The following is a 17,807-nucleotide window of genomic DNA, read 5'->3' on the forward strand; positions in this document are numbered from 1 at the left end:
CGTCTGCGCCTCGGTGTTCACCGCCATGGCCTCGGTGGGCAGCGACCGTTCCGGGGTCTGTCCGGCGGATCAGGTCGCAGGGTACGGGCGGTGCCTCATCGGTGCTGGTGAGCGGGGCGAATGGGGGTGCCCCCGCGCGAGCTCATTCGAGCGTGGGGGAGCGTCCGGCTGCAAGGCGGAGGAGGGCGTCGACGCGATGGGGGTCCCCCCGCGCGAGCGGAGCCGAGCGGGGGGAGTCGGCAACCGACGACCACGCCGGTGGGGGCACCGCTGCGTGTACCGGCCGACGGCTACTCGATGTACTTGGTGGTCCCCGGCACCACACGGGATGGCTCCCGTGTGCAGGCGGATGTCGCCCACCTGCGGGCGGGCCTCAGGCCGACTGGCTCAATGGCCGGCGTGCCGGCCGTCACGACCGGCGGAGAGACGGCCTTCCAGGCCCGTGATCAGCGTGTCCATCACGAGACGGAACATGTGGTCCTGGTCAGCGCCTTCCGGGGCCGCACTCGTGGAGCCAGGGTCTGCGTCGGCCCCGTCTTCGTCGGCTTCAGGGCCCTGGGGCTTGAGGGTCGACCACTGGTGGAGTGCGCCGTTGAGTTCTGCGGTGAGGACGCCGATGACGACGGCGACCATCAGCGCGGCGATCTTCGAGACCTCTGACCGCGGCACACCGGCAGCGGCCACGACGGCGGTGAGGGCGGTCCAGAACGGGTCGTTGGGCTGAATGAAGTCCGGCTGGTGGCTGAACGAGTACGCCAGCAGCTTGGGGTGACGGTGCGCCAGGGTCCGGAAGTCCGTGGCGAGCAGGCGGATCCGCTCCTGCCAGGGAGCGTCCTCCAGTGTCACGGTGCGGAACTGCGCTCCGACCATTCTCGTCACGCCGCGCAGCACGGCTTCCTTGTTCGGCACGTGGTGGTACAGCGACATCGGGTTCGCGTCGAGCTCGGTGGCGAGTTTGCGCATGGTGAGCGCCTCGACGCCGTCCTCGTCGATGAGCCGCAGGGCGGCGGCATAGATCCCGGCCTCCGTCAGAGGCACGTCTCTCTTCCTCGTGCCCCGCGGGGGACGCCTCACCTTCTTTTCCATACCTCGTACGGTACCAGTTCCGTACGCGGTACGGAAATGAGCTTCACCACAGTCCCACCCGGCTTTCCGGGGTTGCACTCCATTTTCCGTACCGCGTATGGTTCTAAATCCATACGGCGTATGTTTCCGTACGGCGCCACGGCATCGACCTGCGCAGCGCGCCCTTGCCCATCCCCATCCCCCTCCACCCCCTCCGCGCAGAGGAGCAAGACATGACCACGCACCCCGCGAACGACCTTCGCCCCATCCGGTCCCCGCGCGGGATCCCCCTGCTCGGCAACACGCCGCAGATCCCCGACACCAATCCGGTCGAGTACTTCGCCGAGCTGTCCAAGCAGTTCCCCGAGGGCATCTACGGCATGGACATCGCCGGCATCGAGCAGGTCTTCGTCTACGACCCGGACCTGGTGGCCGAGGTCAGCGACGAAACACGGTTCTTCAAGCAGATCGACAAGACGCCGCTGCACCACATCCGGGACTTCGCCGGCGCCGGCCTGTTCACCGCCCACCAGCACGAAGAGGAATGGGGCAGGGCACACCGGATCCTGCTGCCGGCCTTCAGCCAGCGGGCCATGAGGAACTACTTCGGGCAGATGCTGGAGATCGCCCAGAACCTGGCGGGCAAGTGGGAGCGCCGGGAGGGTCAGCCGGTCAACATCACCGACGACTACACCCGCCTGACGCTGGACACCATCGCCCTGTCGGGGTTCGGCTACCGGTTCGAGTCCTTCGACAAGGAGGAGCTGCACCCGTTCCTCAACGCGATGCTGGGCGCGCTGACCGAGTCGATGCGGCGCTCTCAGGAGCTGCCGATGATGACCAGGCTGCGCAGGGCCGATGCCAAGAAGTACGGCGAGAACATCCAGGTGATGCGCGACCTGGTCGAGAGCGTGATCAAGGAGCGCCAGGAGGGCAAGGGCAGCGGTGAGGACGACCTGTTGGGCCTGATGCTTGAGGCCACCGACCCGGAGACCGGCAAGCGGCTGGACGTCGACAACGTGCGTGACCAGGTGCTGACGTTCCTGATCGCCGGGCATGAGACCACCAGTGGTCTGCTGTCGTTCGCCACGTACTCGCTGATGCGCAACCCGCACGTGCTGGCCCAGGCGTACGCCGAGGTGGACCGGCTGATGCCAGGTGACACGGTCCCGGACTACGACACGATCATGCAGCTGGACGTCATCCCGCGGATCCTGGAGGAGACCCTGCGGCTGTGGGCTCCCATCCCGATGATCGCCAAGGCGCCCATCGACGACACCGTCATCGGCGGCCGCTACGAGCTGAAGAAGGGCACACGGGTCAGCATCCTTGAAGGCCCGCTGCACACCCACCCCAAGGCGTGGGAGCGGCCCGACGAGTTCGACATCGACCGGTGGCTGCCGGAGAACCGGGCCCAGCAGCACCCGCACGCCTACAAGCCGTTCGGCAACGGCGTTCGTGCCTGCATCGGCCGCCAGTTCGCGCTCACCGAGGCCCGCCTGGCCCTGGCGCTGGTGCTGCAGAAGTTCAAGTTCTCGGACACCAGCGACTACGCGATGGACGTGCGGGAGGCGCTGACGCGCAAGCCCGGCAACTTCGAGCTGATCGTCCGCCGTCGTCAGGAGCACGAGCGGACCGTCTTCGGCGCCGCGGAGGTGCAGACCGACGACACCCAGGCCCAGGCAGCGGTCAGCGGTGTCGGGGTGAACCTGACCGTCGCCTACGGCTCCAGCCTGGGTTCGTGCGAGGACCTGGCGCACACCATCGCCGACCGCGGCGAGCGCTCCGGGTTCGGCACCACGCTGGTGAGCCTGGACGAGCTGGGCGACAACCTGCCCACCGAGGGCCTGCTCGCCGTGGTGGCCGCCAGCTACAACGGCAAGGCTCCCGACAACGCCCAGCGCTTCGACGACCTGCTCGCCGCCGGACTGCCCGAGGGCTCGCTGGCGAACGTGCGGTACGCGCTGCTGGGCGCCGGCAACACCCAGTGGGTCGCCACCTACCAGGCATTCCCCAAGCGGATCGAGGAAGGTCTGCTGGCCGCCGGCGCCACCCCCATCGTCGAGCGCGGCATCGCGGACGCCGCCGGGGACTTCGACGGCATGGCCACCCGCTGGATGGACAACCTGTGGGCCACCCTGGCCGAGGAGTACGCCGCCGACACCTCCCAGGCCAGCGGCCCCCGCTACCAGGTCCAGCTGCTCACCGAGTCCGACGTGCGCCCCGCCATCGTCTCCGAGCAGGCCTACCCCCTCACCGTGGTGACCAACGACGAACTCGTGGCCGACGCGACCGGACTGTGGGACTTCCGGATCGAGCCGCCGCGCCCGTCCGCGAAGTCCATCACCGTCGAGCTGCCCGAGGGCGTCACCTACGACACCGGCAACCACCTCGCCGTCTTCGCCAAGAACGAACTCGCCCTGGTGGAGCGCGCACTGAGGCGACTCGGCGTCGACTACGACCAGGTGCTCCGGCTCGAGCAACCGGCCGGCGGCCGCACCCACCTGCCGGTCGGCACGCCGGTCACCGCCGGCATCCTGCTCACGGAGTTCCTGGAGCTGCAGGACGTGGCCACCCGCTCCCAGATCCAGACCCTGGCCGAGCACACCGAGTGCCCGTGGACCCGGCCGCAGCTCCAGGCGTACACCGCCGAAACGGAGGAGGCCGAGGAGCGCTACCAGAAGGAGATCCTCGGCAAGCGCGTCTCGGTGCTGGGCCTGCTGGAGCGCTTCCCGGCCGTCGAGCTGCCGCTGGCGGTCTTCCTGGAGATGACGGGTCCCATCCGGCCGCGCTTCTACTCCATCTCCTCCGCCCCGTCGGCCGACCCGCGCCACGTGCGCCTGACCGTGGGCCTGCTGGAGGGGCCGGCCCTGTCCGGCGACGGCCGGTACCGCGGCACCTGCTCCGCCTACATCGCGGGCCTGGAACCCGGGGACGTCGTCTACGGCTACGTGCGCGTGCCCTCCCCGACGTTCGCCCCGCCCGCCGACCCCGCCACGCCGCTGATCCTCATCGGCCCCGGCACCGGCATCGCGCCGCTGCGCGGCTTCCTGGAGGAGCGGGCGACACAGCACGCCAACGGCACCCAGGTCGGCGTGTCCCAGGTCTTCGTCGGCTGCCGCCACCCGGAGCACGACTACTTCTACAAGCAGGAGATGCAGGCCTGGGAGCAGGCCGGGATCGCCCAGGTGCACACCGCCTTCTCCGCGGTGACCGGCCACCCTGCCCGGTTCGTGCAGAACGCCATCGCCAACGCCGCCGACACGGTGTGGCAGGCCATCGAGGACGGTGCGTACATCTACGTCTGCGGCGACGGCCGCCGCATGGCCCCCGCCGTCCGCGAGGCCCTCGCCGCCATCCACCGGCAGAAGACCGGCAGCGACGACGAGGCCGCCCAGCAGTGGCTCGCCCAGCTCGAAGCGGACGAGCGCTACCAGCAGGACGTCTTCGCCTGACCGTCGCACGCCGTCAAGGCGTGCGACTCCCAGCCGCCGGGAGGCGTGCGGCCCCGTCCTGCAACCCCCCACGCCTCCCGGCCACCACCGCCCTCCAGACACCACATGGCACCCTCCGGCCCGAACCGCCGGGCGGTACCGCTCACCGAAAGCAGATCTTCATGGACACCATGCTCGCCGGACGCTTCCACCTGGACAGCAAGAAGTTCGCCGTGGAAGAGGTCCCGATTCCCGTGCCGGGCCCGGGCGAGGTCCTCATCGAGGTCAAGGCCGCCGGCGTCTGCCTCTCCGACGTCCACCTGCTCGACGGCTCCCTCGTCCCGATGTTCGCCACCTCCGACACGGTCACCGTCGGCCACGAGGTCTCCGGGGTGATCCACACGCTCGGTCCCCACCTCAAGCGCGGCCTGCCCGTCGGCGCCCGCGTCACCCTGGAGGCCGGCAAGACCTGCGGCACGTGCGCCGACTGCGTGCGCCACCGCCCCTGCACCCGGATGCTCACCGCCGGCATCGACTACGACGGCGGCTGGGCCGAGTACGTCATCGCCCGCGAGGACACCCTCATCCCCATCCCCGACAGCCTTCCCTTCGACCAGGCCGCGATCATCCCCGACGCGGTCTCCACCCCCTACGCCGCCGTCGTCGCCACCGCCGGCGTCCGTGCCGCCCAGTCCGTCGGCGTCTGGGGCGTGGGCGGAGTCGGCGCGCACAACGTACGCCTCGCCCGCCTGGTCGGCGCCGCCCCGATCATCGCCGTCGACCCGCTGCCCAGCGCCCGCGAGCGCGCCCTGGCCTTCGGCGCCGACCTCGCGCTCGACCCGGCAGCCCCCGACTTCGCCGACCAGGTCCGCGCAGCCACCGGCGGACGCGGCCTGGACTTCGCCTTCGACTGCGCCGGCGTCCCCGCCGTCCGCGACCAGGCCGCCTCCGTGCTCGGCCTGGGCGGCTCCCTGATCCTGGTGGGCATCACACCCCGGCCACTGACCATCACCGAGGGCCTGACCTTCAACTACCTGCAGAAGCAGGTACGCGGCCACTACGGCGGCTTCCCCGAGTCCGTCTCCGAGCTGGTGCGGCTGACCGCGGCCGGACGGCTCGACCTGGCACCCTCCATCACCGACCACATCCCGCTCGTCGAGGCCGCCGACGCCGTCCACCGACTGGAGAACAAGATCGGCGACCCGATCCGCCTCATCCTCGTCCCCTGACGCCCGCCAGCAGGACGACAAGCCACCCTGGGCAGGGGTGAGTGGGCGCCGGTGTCCGAGGGTGCACCGGCGCCCACGGCTGTCACTTCTCCAACCGGCCCCCTATAGGAGTTCATTCATGACCGCCATCCTGATCCACGGCGTGCCCGACACCCACCATGTGTGGGACGGCGTGCGCGAGCACCTGACCCGCAGCGACGTGGAGGCTTGGGACCTGCCCGGTTTCGGTTCGCCGCGCCCCGAGGGCTTCACCTGCACCAAGGAGGAATACGTCTCCTGGCTCATCGAGCGGTTGGAAGGGATCGGTGAGCCGGTCGACCTGGTCGGCCATGACTGGGGCTGCCTCCTCACCGCGCGCGTGGCTTCCGTACGGCCGGATCTGGTCCGCACATGGGCCGGCAGCAACGGCCCGGTCAGCGCCCAGTACGACTGGCATCCGCTGGCCAAGCTGTGGCAGGACCCCGTCGCGGGCGACCGCTGGGCCGAGGAGTACGACGCCGCCGCGTTCGCCGAAGACCTGACCGACAACCTCCAGATCCCGGCTGAGCTGGCCGAACAGACCGCCGGCCGCGTGGACGAGACCATGCGCGACAGCATTCTCAAGCTGTACCGTTCCGCCTTGACGGTCGGTGCGGAGTGGGAACCGGGTCTGGCGAACCTGACCGGACCGTCCCTGGTGTTCTGGGGAGCGTTCGACCCGGTCTGCCCCGTCGAGTTCGGCGAGAAGATGGCCGCTTCCGTGCGCGCCACCCGTTTCCTGAGACTCGACAGCAGCCACTGGACGCCGATCCAGAAACCGTCCGAGGTCGCCACGGCCCTCGAGGAGCACTGGACCAGCCGGAGGTGATCCGGTCCGCAGGCAGGGGTCGACGGTGCCGTCGCACGAGGCCCACCGCGCCTTGGTCGGCGGCGTGGATCCCACCGGCTCCTCAGTCGAGCCCCGGCAGCGGGCGACGGGTGACCTCGTGGGCGTCGTCCGCGGCGAGGCCGAGCATGCGCAGGACCATCTCGGCAAGGTCGGAGGCGGCCTCGTCGCCGTCGAGGTCCGGGCAGGACAGCCGCAGAGCCACCAGCGAGAGCAGGGTGCCACCCAGGGCGGACAGGGCGGTGGTCGCGTTGCCGCAGCTGAAACGGCCTGAGGCGATGCCGATCTCCAGGTCGCGCAGGGCGCGTGGGGCGAGGCCGCGGTCGGAGTGGATGTGGGCCAACCCGCGGTCGCGCAGGATCCGCATGAGTTCCGGGTGGGAGTCGGCCATCCGGGCGGTGAGCCGGAAGCCGACCGCGACCAGCTCGGCCGGGTCGTCGATGCCTTCCACGCGCGCGTCGATGACCTGCCCGAACTCCTCCAGGGCGTCCGTCACCGCCGCGTCGAACAGCTCCGTCTTCGACTCGAAGTGGTTGTAGAAGGACCCGAAGCCGACATCGGCGCGTTCGGCGATGGCCTGGATGCTTGCGCTCGTGTCCCCGGTTTCCGCGAGGATCTGCCGGGCCGCGCGGACGAGCGCCTGACGGGTCTCGGCACGGCGTCGCTCGAAGCGGTTCTTGGGCGGGGCTGACGTCGGCATACGGCCCAGTGTAACCGCCGCGACGATGACACTGCCATTACTGATGAGATCCTCAATTATTTGCGGCGTGCCTATTGACGACGCGAAACGCCAGAGTTGATGATTTCCTCATTACAGCAGTGTTGCTTGGAGGACACCATGTCCCACATCCCCGTTGACAAGGGCGGTCCTCTGACGCCCCACCAGGACCTCCACAGTGAGCAGGGCGCCCTGCGCGGTGAACACCCCGGACGAGCCCGGAATCCCGTGATCAAGGTGGTGGACCTGGCCTGGCTGGAGTTCGAGAAGCCGGACCTGGACCGGGCCGAGGTGTTCGCCCGTGACTTCGGCTTCGCGATCGCCGCCCGCACCGATCACGAGCTGTGGCTGCGCGGCACGTTCGCGGGCCCACCCTGCATGGTCATCCGACGCGGAGTTGCGTCCCGGTTCATCGGGCCGGCGTTCCGTGCGGCCGAGCGGACCGATGTGGACCGGCTCGCCGCCGCCGTCGGAAACACCGTCCGGGACATCGACGTACCCGGCGGCGGCCGGTCGGTCGCCCTGTTCGATCCCTCGGGACTCCCGGTCCGGGTGGTGCACTGCGCCGAGCCGCTTCCCGCGCTGCCCGGGCAGCAGCCCCTGATCCTCAACACCGGCATCGAAGGCCGTCGTACGAACGCCCCCCAGCGCCCGCCCCGTGAGCCGTCCCGCATCCAGCGCCTCGGCCACGTGGTGCTGGAGACGAGGCTGTTCACCCGCACCCTGGACTGGTACCTGGACACCCTCGGCATGATCGTGTCCGACTTCCTGTTCCTGGACGGGCAGCGCGAGCGCGGGCCGACCATGGCGTTCATCCGCTGCGACCAGGGCAGCGTGCCCGTGGACCACCACACCCTCGCCCTGCACCTGGGGCCCGGCAGCGGATACGTCCACTCCGCCTACCAGGTCACCGACCTCGACGCGATCGCCGCCGGCGGGGAGTACCTGGCCGAGCGCGGCTACCGGCGCAGCTGGGGCATCGGCCGGCACATCCAGGGCAGCCAGCTCTTCGACTACTGGCGCGACCCCGACCGCTTCATGCTGGAGCACTTCGCCGACGGCGACCTGTTCTCCTGCGACCTCGAACCCGGGTGGGCACCGATGTCGGCGGGCGGCCTGGCCCAGTGGGGCCCGCCCGTCACCCGCGACTTCCTGGGGACCAACCCCTCTCCCGCCAAGCTCCGCGAGGTCATGAGGGCCCTGCGCGACGACAACGAACTCGACCCCGCACGCCTGCTGGGCCTGATGAAAGCGATGAGCTCATGAGCACCAACGTTCTGCGCACCCCCGACGGCTGGTGGGCCGTCCGGGACGGGCGCGCCGTCCGTGTCGACACCGAGGCGGTCACCACCGCCGAACTGCTCGCCGACCGCGACGCCGTACGGGAGGCCGCCGCCTCCGGCGAGAGGGGCACGCCCGTCGCCGACCTGGTGGTGCTGCCCCCGGTCACCACCCCGTGCCGGGTGGTGGCCCAGATGGTCAACTACCGCAGCCACGCAAAGGATTCGGGGTTCACCGGCGACATACCGCCCACCTTCTTCCGCAAGGCGTCCGGCTCGGTGAGCGGCCCGCACGAGGCGATCGTCCGCCCGGCACACGTGAACTTCCTCGACTACGAAGTCGAACTCGGCCTCGTCATGGGCGCGACGCTCCCGGTGGGCACAGTCGTGGAGGAGGAGGACCTTCCTTCGTATGTCGCCGGGCTCGTCCTCACCAACGACGTCAGTGCCCGCGACGTGCAGCTGACCAAGACGCAGTTCTACGAGAGCAAGTCGTACCCGACCTTCACGCCGACGGGTCCGTACCTGGCCCTGCTGGAGCCGGAGGACTTCGACCGTCTGATCGACCTGCGACTACGGTTGTCGGTGAACGGTGTAACGCGTCAGGACCGCACCCTGGCCGACATGATCGTGCGGCCTGCGCAGGCGCTCACCGTGCTCGCCCGCTTCCAGACCCTCGACCCGGGCGACCTGCTGCTGACCGGTACGCCCGGCGGCACCGCCCTGAAGGCCCCGCCCAAGCCGGTCGAGAAGATCGCCGCGCTGCTGCCGCCCGCGCTGAAGTGGAAGGCGTTCTTCAACGGCCAGGCCAAGAATCCCCGGTATCTGCGTGACGGTGACCTCGTGACCGCCTCGATCGCCACCCCGGACGGGCGGATCGACCTGGGCGAGCAGCGGACCGCTGTGGCGGACGCGACGTGAGCGCCGCGTCCCGGCGACCGGTGGTGATCATCGGTGCGGGGCCCGTCGGAGTCACGGCCGCGCTCCTGCTCGCCCGGCACGGAGTGCCCAGCCTGCTCCTCGAACGCCACCAGGACATCTACCCCCTGCCGCGCGCCGTCGTCGTGGACGACGAGGTTCGCCGGATCCTGCAGAGCGTCGGCGTCCACGAGGAGTTCGCCCCTCTCGCCAGGCCGGCGCCCGGGTTGCGGCTGCTGGACGCCCGGCGCCGCGTGATCGCCGAGTTCCCACGGTCCCTGCACGGCCACCACGGCTTTCCGCAGACCAGCATGTTCGACCAGCCAGAGCTGGAACGGCTGCTGCGCGACGCCCTGGCCCGTCGCCCCGAGTGCGAGCTGCGAGGCGGGGTCGAGGTCGTGTCCGTCAGCCAGGACACCGACCGAACGGCTCCGGTCCGGGTCACCTTCCGCCGCGACGGCAGCGCTGAGGACGAGCATGTGTGGGCCGACGCCGTCCTCGGCTGCGACGGCGCGGGCAGCATCACCCGCGACGCCATCGGCGCCGTGTGGGAGGACCTGCACTTCGAGGAGAGCTGGCGGGTCATCGACGTGCGCACGAGCCTCCCGGTGCGCACCTGGGAAGGCGCCGAGCAGATCTGCTGCCCCACCCGCCCGGCCACCTTCATGCGAGTCGGCGAAGACCGCTACCGCTGGGAGTTCCGACTGGCCGAGGGTGAGACCTTGGACGGCCCGAAAGAGCTGGAACGGCTGCACGAGCTGGTCGCCCCCTGGGTCGACCTGCCGTCCGCTGCCCACGGGGGCGGGGGCGACGACTTCGAGGTGATCCGGCAGGCGCGGTACACCTTCCGGGCCCGCCTCGCCGACCGATGGCACCGAGGACGCGTCTTCCTGCTGGGCGACGCCGCCCACCTCACCCCGCCCTTCATCGGGCAGGGCCTGTGCGCGGGCCTGCGCGACGCCCGCAACCTCACCTGGAAACTCGCCCGCGTCCTTCAGCAGGGCGCGGGCGACCGACTGCTGGACACCTACCAGCAGGAGCGCAAGCCGCACGCCCGCCACGTGATCCGTGTCGCGGTCGCCGTCGGCTGGGCCATGACCGGCGGGCAGGACCGCGGTGCGGCCATCCGCCGGGCCGTGGTGGGCGCGGCCTGCCGCATCCCCGGTGTGACCGCGGCGGTGAGCCGCGACCTCAGTCCCGCACTGACCGCCAATCCGCTGGTACGACGCCGCCCCCGGCTGACCGGCCGCTCACTGGCCGGTACCTTCTGCCCACAACCCTGGGTGATCGTCGACGGCAGGCGAGAGCGCCTGGACGACATCCTCGGGGACTCCTTCGCCGTGCTGACCGCCGTGCCGCCCACGGCACGCATGACGGGCGTGGCCGCGGCCCTGGGCGCATCCGTGATCCATGCAGGCGACCTGGACGACGACGGCACGCTGACCGCCTGGCTGTCACGCGGCCGGGCGGACGCCGTCCTCCTGCGCCCCGACCGCGTCGTGATGGACACCGTCCCCACCGGCACCGGCGACTTCACCGACGCCGCCACCTGGGCTCCCCTGCTGCACACGGCCCGCCGCCCCGCCGAAGCGCGGCCCGCACCCTGACGAGGAACAGCACACCATGACCACCCCGCACTCCACGCCCTGTCCGGAGCCCTTCCTGCCGCCCGATCCCCAAGCGGCCGCCGGCAGCCGCATCGCGGACTTCGCCCGCCAGGCCGCCCGGCACCAGGGCGCCGAAGGGATTCCCGACCCGACCGACTACCAGGCCCTGCACCACTGGTCCGTCACGGACCTGGAAGGATTCTGGGCCGCGGTGTGGGAGTACTTCGACATCGACGCCACCACTCCGTACGAGCGGGTGCTGGCCGAGGAAGCCATGCCCGGCGCACGCTGGTTCCCCGGCGCCACCCTCAACTACGCCCACCACGCACTGCGCAACCTGCACCCGGACGCCCCCGCGATCACCGCACTGGACGAGACCGGAGCCGGCTACGAGATCACGGGCCGGCAGCTCCGCGCCCAGGTCGCCTCCGTCGCGGCCACCCTGCGCGACCTGGGCGTCGGACAGGGCGACCGGGTGATCGGCTACCTGCCCAACACCCCCCACGCCGTCATCGCCTTCCTCGCCACCGCCAGCCTGGGCGCGGTGTGGTCCGTGTGCGGCCAGGACTACGCCCCCAAGGCCGCAGCCGACCGATTCGCCCAGCTCGAACCCACGGTGCTCATCACCGCGGACGGCTACCTCTTCAACGGCACCCGTCACGACCGTCGCGCAGCCTCCCTCGACCTCGCCGCCGCCCTTCCCACACTCAAGGCCACGGTCCTCGTGGATCACCTGGGCCTCGCGTGGCCCGCGACCCGGGCCGCGAGGCCGACGGTTCCCTGGGAGGACGCGGCCGGCCGCACCGACTACCTCACCATCACTCCGGTGCCGTTCGACCACCCGCTGTGGATCGTCTTCTCCTCCGGCACCACCGGGCTGCCCAAGGGCATCGTCCACGGTCACGGAGGGGTCCTGCTGGAGCACCTCAAGACCCTCGGCCTGCACTGCGACCTGGGCGTCGGGGACCGCCTGCTGTGGTACACCACCACCCACTGGATGATGTGGAACCTGGCCGTCTCCACCCTGCTGACCGGCGCCGCCACCTGCACCTACGACGGCAGCCCCGCGCCGGTGGCGCGCCCGGACGTCCTGTGGGAGCTGGCGGCCCGCCACAAGGTCACCGTCTTCGGCACCAGTCCCCAGTACCTGCTGGCCATGGCCAAGCTCGGCGTCGACCCCGCCGTGCACGACCTTTCGGCGATCCGCGTCATCGGCTGCACCGGCTCCGCCCTGCCCGCCTCCGCCTACCCCTGGGTCCGCGACCACGTCGGCGCAGGCGTCCGGCTGGCCTCCACCAGCGGCGGCACGGACGTCGTCTCCGGCTTCGCCGGCAGCGCCCCCACCACTCCGGTGTGGGCGGGTGAACTGTCGGCCCCCAACCTCGGCGTGGCGCTCGCGGCGTACGACGGCGCGGGACGGCCGGTCGTCGACCAGGTCGGCGAACTGGTCGTCACCCGGCCCATGCCGTCCATGCCGCTGTACTTCTGGAACGACCCCGACGGCAGCCGCTACCGCGACGCCTACTTCAGCGCCTACCCGGGCGTGTGGCGGCACGGCGACTGGATCACCCTCACCTCGCACGGCTCGGTGATCGTGCACGGCCGCTCCGACGCCACCCTCAACCGCAACGGCGTGCGCCTGGGCAGCGCCGACATCCACGACATCGTCGAACGCCTCCCTGAGATCGCCGAGGCCCTCGTCATCGGTGCGGAGGAACCCGACGGTGGTTACTGGATGCCGCTCTTCGTGGTCCTCGCCGACGGGGTCGGTCTGGACGATTCCCTGTGCGAGAAGATCCGCGACGCGATCCGCACCGGTGCCTCACCCCGCCACGTCCCCGACGAGATCCTCACCGTGCCTGCCATCCCGCACACGAAGACCGGCAAGAAGCTCGAGGTCCCCGTCAAGCGCCTCCTCCAGGGCGTCCGCGCCGACCAGGTCCTCAACCCCTCCGCAGTCGACAACCCCGACCTGATCGCCTACTTCGCCGGCCTGGGAGCCGAACGCCGCCAGGCCCGCCGCCCGCACACCCCCGAAGGCGCCTCGTGATCCTCTCCTCCTCGGTTACCTGTCTCCTCGCGCTGATCTTCGCGCTGCTGGGCGCGGCCAAGATTCTGGCCCTGGGTCCGATGCCCGAGCTGGCCGCCCACGCCGGCTTCACCACCGCGGCCTACCGGGTCATCGGCGGGCTGGAGCTGGCGGGCGCCATCGGCGTGGCCCTCGGCCCGGTCGTACCGCTGTGTGGCGGCCTGGCCGGTATCGGGCTGCTGATGCTGCTCGCCGGTGCCGTGACCACGCACGTACGCAAGGGCGACGGGCTGACCAGACTCCTCCCCGCGGTGACATGTGCCGCTTTGGTCGCCTGGTATCTCGTACTCCTCGCCGGCCCCTGACCCGTTCTGGGAGACCGTCGGCGGCCACTCGTCCTGTTAGCGAGCCCACGGCGGGGCTGGCAGACTGAATCTGTGGTTCCGCTGATGGTCGCGGCGGGTGAGAGCGCGTCCTCATCGCTTACCGGCGCCAGTGTGGTATCAGCCTGCGCACTGCTCTTCACCGTCGCGTCGTTCTGGTGGCTCAACGCCCGACAGGGACGCCTGCAGGCGTGGGAACCTCATTCCTTCGCGGCGATCGTCCACGGTTCCACGGCACGCCTACGACTGCCGCTGGTCCTGCACAACACCGGTCCCAAACCGATCGTCGTGCAGGACCTCATCCTGACCTTCCCTGATGAGCCGGCCTCTCATCTGCCACTCCTGTGGGTGTCCTCCCCGTCCCGGCTCCAACCGGGGCCGGACGAGGAGGCGAAGCTGCCGGCGGGGTTCGTCGTGCTCGGCAGAGAAGCGCAACAGCTCTTCCTCGAGTTCGAGGCACCGTTTTCCGGATTCCTTCCGGAGGCCCGTGACTACAAGGCTCAGATACAGGTGCGGGTCGGCCACCGCAGGGGTTGGCACCCCCTGCTGACGTTCAGCTTGAGGGCCGCCAACATCATCGATCCAGATCGCTACACCGTTTACAACAACGCACCGCTCGAGCTGACGAAGGAAGACCAGAAAAGAGCGGACGCCGCGCTCGTCGAACTGCTGGAAGAGCACGGAGACGGCTCCCCGCCGGGCCGCAGGAGACAGGGGGATCCGTCTGATGACGGCGACGCCGACACCAGCGGCTGATGCGGAGTCCCGCATCGGCACGGGGGCGCCGTACTCGCGGGCGTCCCCGCGCAGGTGGCGCGGATCCGCCGCGAGTTCGGGACGGTCGAGGTACGCGTCAACTCACCCGGAGACCGACCGCCAGCGTCAGTTCGAGGACCCGGTGTGGCGATGCGAGATCCGGAAACAGCTCCCGCAGCTGCGACATCCGGTACCGGACCGTCTGGGGATGGACGAACAACGCCGCCGCCACCTCGTCCCGCCTGCCCTGGTGCAGCAGCCACGCCCGCAACGTCTCCTCCAACCGCCGTGCGGTCGCGACAGGCAAGGTCCGCAACGGTGCGAGGGCTCGGGCACGCAGGTCTGCGAACGCCTCTGCGTCGGCGCTCAGCACCAGCTCGGGCAGGTGGTCCTCGGTGTCGCGAATATCAGGGGAGAGGGAACGCGCGCGTACCGCTCGTGCGTACGAGGCGGACGCACGAGTCCACGGCCGGGCCGGGCCGGCCACGGCGGTGCGGTCGGTCAGCTGCCGCAAGAGATGGGATCGGTCGGCATCGGGCACGAGCAGCACACCGGTGGCGTCCGGCAGATCGTCGAGGACGAGGGTGCCCGGGTCGAGCGTGCGGTAGGCGGGCCGGGCCTGGGCGGCGGGCAGCAGGACCGCGGTCAGCGAAACCGGGGGCTGCCACCCGGCCCGTTGGGCGGAGGCCAGCAGCGCGTCCGGGCTCGCGCCGGCGAGGAGGTCGCGGGCCAGGTGTTCCAGGTGGCGTTCGTGGGCCCTGCCCCGGGCGGCCAGTTCGTCGGCGTGGCCCGCGGCGCTCGCGGCGGAGAGCTCGTCGATGTAGGCGAAGGTCAGCTCGGCGAACTTGGCGACCTCGGCGGCGGGCAGACCCGCGGGTACGGCACCAGCTGCCAGGCATCGCCAGGCCACGCGGGCGCCGACGCGGTAGGCGCTGAGCAGGGCGTCCATCGAACGGCCGTCGCGTACCTCGCCACGGCCCAGCTCGTAGGCCGCGTCACCGGCGTCGCCGCCCGTGGCGTTACCGCTCGCGAGGTCCAGGTAGTGCCCCAGCGCGGTGCGGACGGCTCGGCGGATGGTGGCGCCCATGTGGCCCGACAGGGCGTTGGCGTAGGGAGGGACCTCGTCGATGATCGCCTGGACGACCTCGTCGGCGGTGGTCTTCAGCGCGGCCCTCAGTGCGGTGACCGTCGTCTCATCCAGGTTCAGTTCGCTGGCCCTCCGGATTGCATGACTCATGTCTTTGTTCCCTGCGAACAATTCAGTCGGCCAGATTTACGTCCTGCGGTCAGGACTTTACGCCTCGAGGGGCAGCAAGCTGGAGTGATGACTAGTGCAGCCCTCCGCAGTAGGGCGTGGAAACTACTGGAGATGGTCACGACGCCGTTGCTGCCGTCGGACTACCTCGACCTGGTCAGCCCACTGCGTGCGGGCGCTGACCTGCGGGGGCGCATCGAGGCCGTGCACCCCGAGACGGGTGACGCCGCGACTGTCGTGATCAGGCCGGGACGGGGCTGGCGCGGCCACACAGCCGGTCAGTACGTGCGGATCGGCGTCGACGTCGACGGGGTGCGCCTGTGGCGTGCCTACTCCCTCACCTCGCCGACGAACCGTCAGGACGGCCGCCTCACGATCACCGTGAAGGCGATCCCGGACGGCAAGGTCAGCAACCACCTGGTCCGCAAGGTGAAACCGGGCACGTTGATCCAGCTCGACCAGGCGACCGGTGACTTCGTGCTGCCGCGGGCCAAGCCCGCCAAGGTGCTCTACCTGACAGCCGGCAGCGGCATCACGCCCGTGATGGGCATGCTGCGCGACACCGAGTTCGACGACGCCGTCATGGTCCACTGCGCGCCACAGCCGCAGGACGTGATCTTCCGCAACGAACTGCACGACCTGGTCGCGGCCAAGAAGCTGCGGCTCACCGAGGTGCACACCGCCACAGACGGCATGCTCGACATCGCCCGTCTCGACGACCTCGTGCCCGACTGGGCCGAACGCGAGACCTGGGCCTGCGGGCCCGCGGGCCTGCTCGACGCCGCCGAAGGGCACTGGAGCGAGCACGGCGTCCAAGAACGCCTGCACACCGAACGCTTCCGCCCCGGCATCGTCGTCGCAGGCGACGGCGGCGGCGAGGTCACGTTCAGCGCCACCGGCAGGACCGTCGACGCGGATGGCGCCACGCCGCTGCTGGAAGTCGGCGAGGAGGCCGGCGTGCTCATGCCCTCCGGGTGCCGCATGGGCATCTGCTTCGGCTGCGTCACGCCGCTCAAGGCGGGCGCCGTCCGCGACCTGCGCACCGGCGAGACCACCGAGGCCGAGCCGGGCGTCCTCATCCAGACCTGCGTTTCCGCCGCTGCGGGACCCTGTGACATCGAACGGTAGGAGCACTTTGACCGCCATCGACCCCACCGCCCACCTGACCGCGGATCAGATCGAGGAACTCGGTCGCGAGCTGGACGCGATCCGCGACGAGGTGATCGCCGGCCGCGGAGAGAAAGACGCCGCCTACATCCGTAAGGTCATCTCGGCGCAGCGCAAGCTTGAGCTGGTCAGCAGGGGCGTACTGCTGTTCTCGATCTTCCCGCCGGCGTGGCTGCTCGGCACCGCCGGCCTGTCCGTGGCGAAGATCATGGACAACATGGAGATCGGTCACAACATCCTGCACGGCCAGTGGGACTGGATGCGGGACCCGAAGATCCACTCCACCACCTGGGAATGGGATCACGTCTCGCCGGCCGACCAGTGGAAGCACTCGCACAACGAGCTGCACCACACGTACACCAACGTGATCGGCAAGGACAACGACCTCGGCTACGGCATCATGCGCGTCGACGAGGACCAGCCGTGGCACCCGGTCCACCTCGGCCAGCCGCTGTGGAACTTCATCAACGCCTGCTTCTTCGAGTACGGCATCGCGGCGTACGACCTGGAGCTCGGCAAGAACCTGAACAAGCGCCGCCGCAAGAACCCGGAGTTCCGCGCGCGGGCCAAGGCCGTGGGCCGCAAGATCCGCAAGCAGGTACTCAAGGACTACGTGATCCACCCACTGCTGTCGGGCCCGTCGTTCCTCACCACGCTGGCCGCCACGTTCACCGCGAACCTGGTCCGCAACATCTGGTCCCACTCGGTGATCATGTGCGGGCACTTCCCCGAGGGCGTACAGGTCTTCGAGCGCCGGTCGATCGAGGACGAGACGCGCGGCCAGTGGTACCTGCGCCAGATGATGGGCTCGGCGAACATCAGCGGCAGCAGGGCCATGCACTTCATGACCGGCAATCTGTCGCACCAGATCGAGCACCACCTGTTCCCGGACCTGCCGAGCAACCGGTACGCCGAGGTCGCGGTGAAGGTGCGTGCCCTGTTCGAGAAGTATGAGCTGGAGTACGTCACCGGGCCGCTGCCCAAGCAGGTGTTCTCCGCGTGGCGCAAGGTCTTCCGGCTCTCGCTGCCGAACAAGAAGCCCGAGGTCCACATGCCCGACCGTGAGCGGGAGCTCGTCGCCGCCTGATTCCCGGTACGGGT

General features: G+C 70.2%; 14 protein-coding genes. 11 read left to right on the plus strand and 3 right to left on the minus strand.

From position 1 onward, the window contains the following. Positions 1-387: 387 nt before the first annotated feature. Positions 388-1,038: a TetR/AcrR family transcriptional regulator gene (locus tag ACFY0F_RS27030; protein WP_388799400.1), complete on the minus strand. Its 651-nt coding sequence runs from the start codon at positions 1,036-1,038 to the stop codon at positions 388-390. Between the two features lie 260 nt (positions 1,039-1,298). On the opposite strand from ACFY0F_RS27030, the gene ACFY0F_RS27035 reads away from it, so the two are divergent. From ACFY0F_RS27035 to ACFY0F_RS27045, 3 genes are all read left to right on the plus strand, one after another. After that, complete coding sequence (locus ACFY0F_RS27035; RefSeq protein ID WP_388799403.1) at positions 1,299-4,520, plus strand: bifunctional cytochrome P450/NADPH--P450 reductase; 3,222 nt, start codon at positions 1,299-1,301, stop codon at positions 4,518-4,520. 161 nt (positions 4,521-4,681) lie between these two features. Beyond that, positions 4,682-5,728 carry a zinc-binding dehydrogenase gene (locus ACFY0F_RS27040; protein ID WP_388799406.1) on the plus strand — a complete coding sequence of 349 codons (1,047 nt, stop codon included), beginning with the start codon at positions 4,682-4,684 and terminating at the stop codon, positions 5,726-5,728. Positions 5,729-5,846: 118 nt separating this feature from the next. After that, positions 5,847-6,575: an alpha/beta fold hydrolase gene (locus ACFY0F_RS27045; protein WP_388799409.1), complete on the plus strand. Its 729-nt coding sequence runs from the start codon at positions 5,847-5,849 to the stop codon at positions 6,573-6,575. Between the two features lie 82 nt (positions 6,576-6,657). Here the strand turns inward: ACFY0F_RS27045 and ACFY0F_RS27050 are convergent, their stop codons facing one another. Beyond that, positions 6,658-7,293: a TetR/AcrR family transcriptional regulator gene (locus tag ACFY0F_RS27050; protein WP_388799412.1), complete on the minus strand. Its 636-nt coding sequence runs from the start codon at positions 7,291-7,293 to the stop codon at positions 6,658-6,660. A 138-nt stretch (positions 7,294-7,431) separates the two neighbouring features. On the opposite strand from ACFY0F_RS27050, the gene ACFY0F_RS27055 reads away from it, so the two are divergent. The 6 genes from ACFY0F_RS27055 to ACFY0F_RS27080 all read left to right on the plus strand — a co-directional run bounded on the left by ACFY0F_RS27055 (position 7,432) and on the right by ACFY0F_RS27080 (position 14,284). Beyond that, the gene (locus ACFY0F_RS27055; protein ID WP_388799415.1) at positions 7,432-8,577 is read left to right on the plus strand and encodes a VOC family protein; all 1,146 of its coding nucleotides are present in this window, start codon (positions 7,432-7,434) and stop codon (positions 8,575-8,577) included. After that, entirely contained in the window at positions 8,574-9,512 is a 939-nt protein-coding gene (locus tag ACFY0F_RS27060) for a fumarylacetoacetate hydrolase family protein (protein ID WP_388799418.1), read from the plus strand. The genes ACFY0F_RS27055 and ACFY0F_RS27060 overlap by 4 nt, the downstream gene beginning before the upstream one ends. Next, positions 9,509-11,116: a bifunctional 3-(3-hydroxy-phenyl)propionate/3-hydroxycinnamic acid hydroxylase gene (locus ACFY0F_RS27065; RefSeq protein ID WP_388799421.1), complete on the plus strand. Its 1,608-nt coding sequence runs from the start codon at positions 9,509-9,511 to the stop codon at positions 11,114-11,116. The genes ACFY0F_RS27060 and ACFY0F_RS27065 overlap by 4 nt, the downstream gene beginning before the upstream one ends. A 16-nt stretch (positions 11,117-11,132) precedes the next feature. Next, positions 11,133-13,166, plus strand: a complete 2,034-nt coding sequence (locus ACFY0F_RS27070) for an acetoacetate--CoA ligase (RefSeq protein ID WP_388799424.1) — start codon at positions 11,133-11,135, stop codon at positions 13,164-13,166. Continuing rightward, positions 13,163-13,510, plus strand: coding sequence for a DoxX family protein (locus ACFY0F_RS27075; RefSeq protein ID WP_388799427.1), 348 nt, complete (start codon positions 13,163-13,165; stop codon positions 13,508-13,510). Before ACFY0F_RS27070 ends, ACFY0F_RS27075 begins: the two co-directional genes overlap by 4 nt. A gap of 72 nt (positions 13,511-13,582) precedes the next feature. Next, the gene (locus ACFY0F_RS27080) at positions 13,583-14,284 is read left to right on the plus strand and encodes a hypothetical protein (protein ID WP_388799430.1); all 702 of its coding nucleotides are present in this window, start codon (positions 13,583-13,585) and stop codon (positions 14,282-14,284) included. A gap of 97 nt (positions 14,285-14,381) precedes the next feature. Here ACFY0F_RS27080 and ACFY0F_RS27085 read toward each other — a convergent pair whose 3' ends face one another. Continuing rightward, a complete protein-coding gene (locus ACFY0F_RS27085; protein WP_388799433.1) occupies positions 14,382-15,521 on the minus strand; it encodes a PucR family transcriptional regulator in 1,140 nt (379 codons plus the stop codon). 132 nt (positions 15,522-15,653) lie between these two features. On the opposite strand from ACFY0F_RS27085, the gene ACFY0F_RS27090 reads away from it, so the two are divergent. Beyond that, positions 15,654-16,667, plus strand: coding sequence for a ferredoxin reductase (locus tag ACFY0F_RS27090; RefSeq protein WP_388799436.1), 1,014 nt, complete (start codon positions 15,654-15,656; stop codon positions 16,665-16,667). A 7-nt stretch (positions 16,668-16,674) separates the two neighbouring features. Then, positions 16,675-17,793 (plus strand): fatty acid desaturase family protein, encoded by a 1,119-nt coding sequence (locus ACFY0F_RS27095; RefSeq protein ID WP_388799439.1) that lies wholly within the window; start codon positions 16,675-16,677, stop codon positions 17,791-17,793. Positions 17,794-17,807 lie beyond the last annotated feature (14 nt).

The sequence above is a fragment of the Streptomyces sp. NPDC001544 genome (assembly GCF_042894285.1).
GTDB lineage: Bacteria > Actinomycetota > Actinomycetes > Streptomycetales > Streptomycetaceae > Streptomyces.

What these genes read in the sequence shown, in the direction of transcription:
- ACFY0F_RS27090 (WP_388799436.1), top strand. Translation starts at nt 15,654, where the DNA reads ATGGTCACGACGCCGTTGCTGCCGTCGGACTACCTCGACCTGGTCAGC.
- ACFY0F_RS27055 (WP_388799415.1), top strand. Translation starts at nt 7,432, where the DNA reads ATGTCCCACATCCCCGTTGACAAGGGCGGTCCTCTGACGCCCCACCAG.
- ACFY0F_RS27045 (WP_388799409.1), top strand. Translation starts at nt 5,847, where the DNA reads ATGACCGCCATCCTGATCCACGGCGTGCCCGACACCCACCATGTGTGG.
- ACFY0F_RS27085 (WP_388799433.1), bottom strand. Translation starts at nt 15,521, where the DNA reads ATGAGTCATGCAATCCGGAGGGCCAGCGAACTGAACCTGGATGAGACG.
- ACFY0F_RS27040 (WP_388799406.1), top strand. Translation starts at nt 4,682, where the DNA reads ATGGACACCATGCTCGCCGGACGCTTCCACCTGGACAGCAAGAAGTTC.
- ACFY0F_RS27035 (WP_388799403.1), top strand. Translation starts at nt 1,299, where the DNA reads ATGACCACGCACCCCGCGAACGACCTTCGCCCCATCCGGTCCCCGCGC.
- ACFY0F_RS27070 (WP_388799424.1), top strand. Translation starts at nt 11,133, where the DNA reads ATGACCACCCCGCACTCCACGCCCTGTCCGGAGCCCTTCCTGCCGCCC.
- ACFY0F_RS27060 (WP_388799418.1), top strand. Translation starts at nt 8,574, where the DNA reads ATGAGCACCAACGTTCTGCGCACCCCCGACGGCTGGTGGGCCGTCCGG.
- ACFY0F_RS27050 (WP_388799412.1), bottom strand. Translation starts at nt 7,293, where the DNA reads ATGCCGACGTCAGCCCCGCCCAAGAACCGCTTCGAGCGACGCCGTGCC.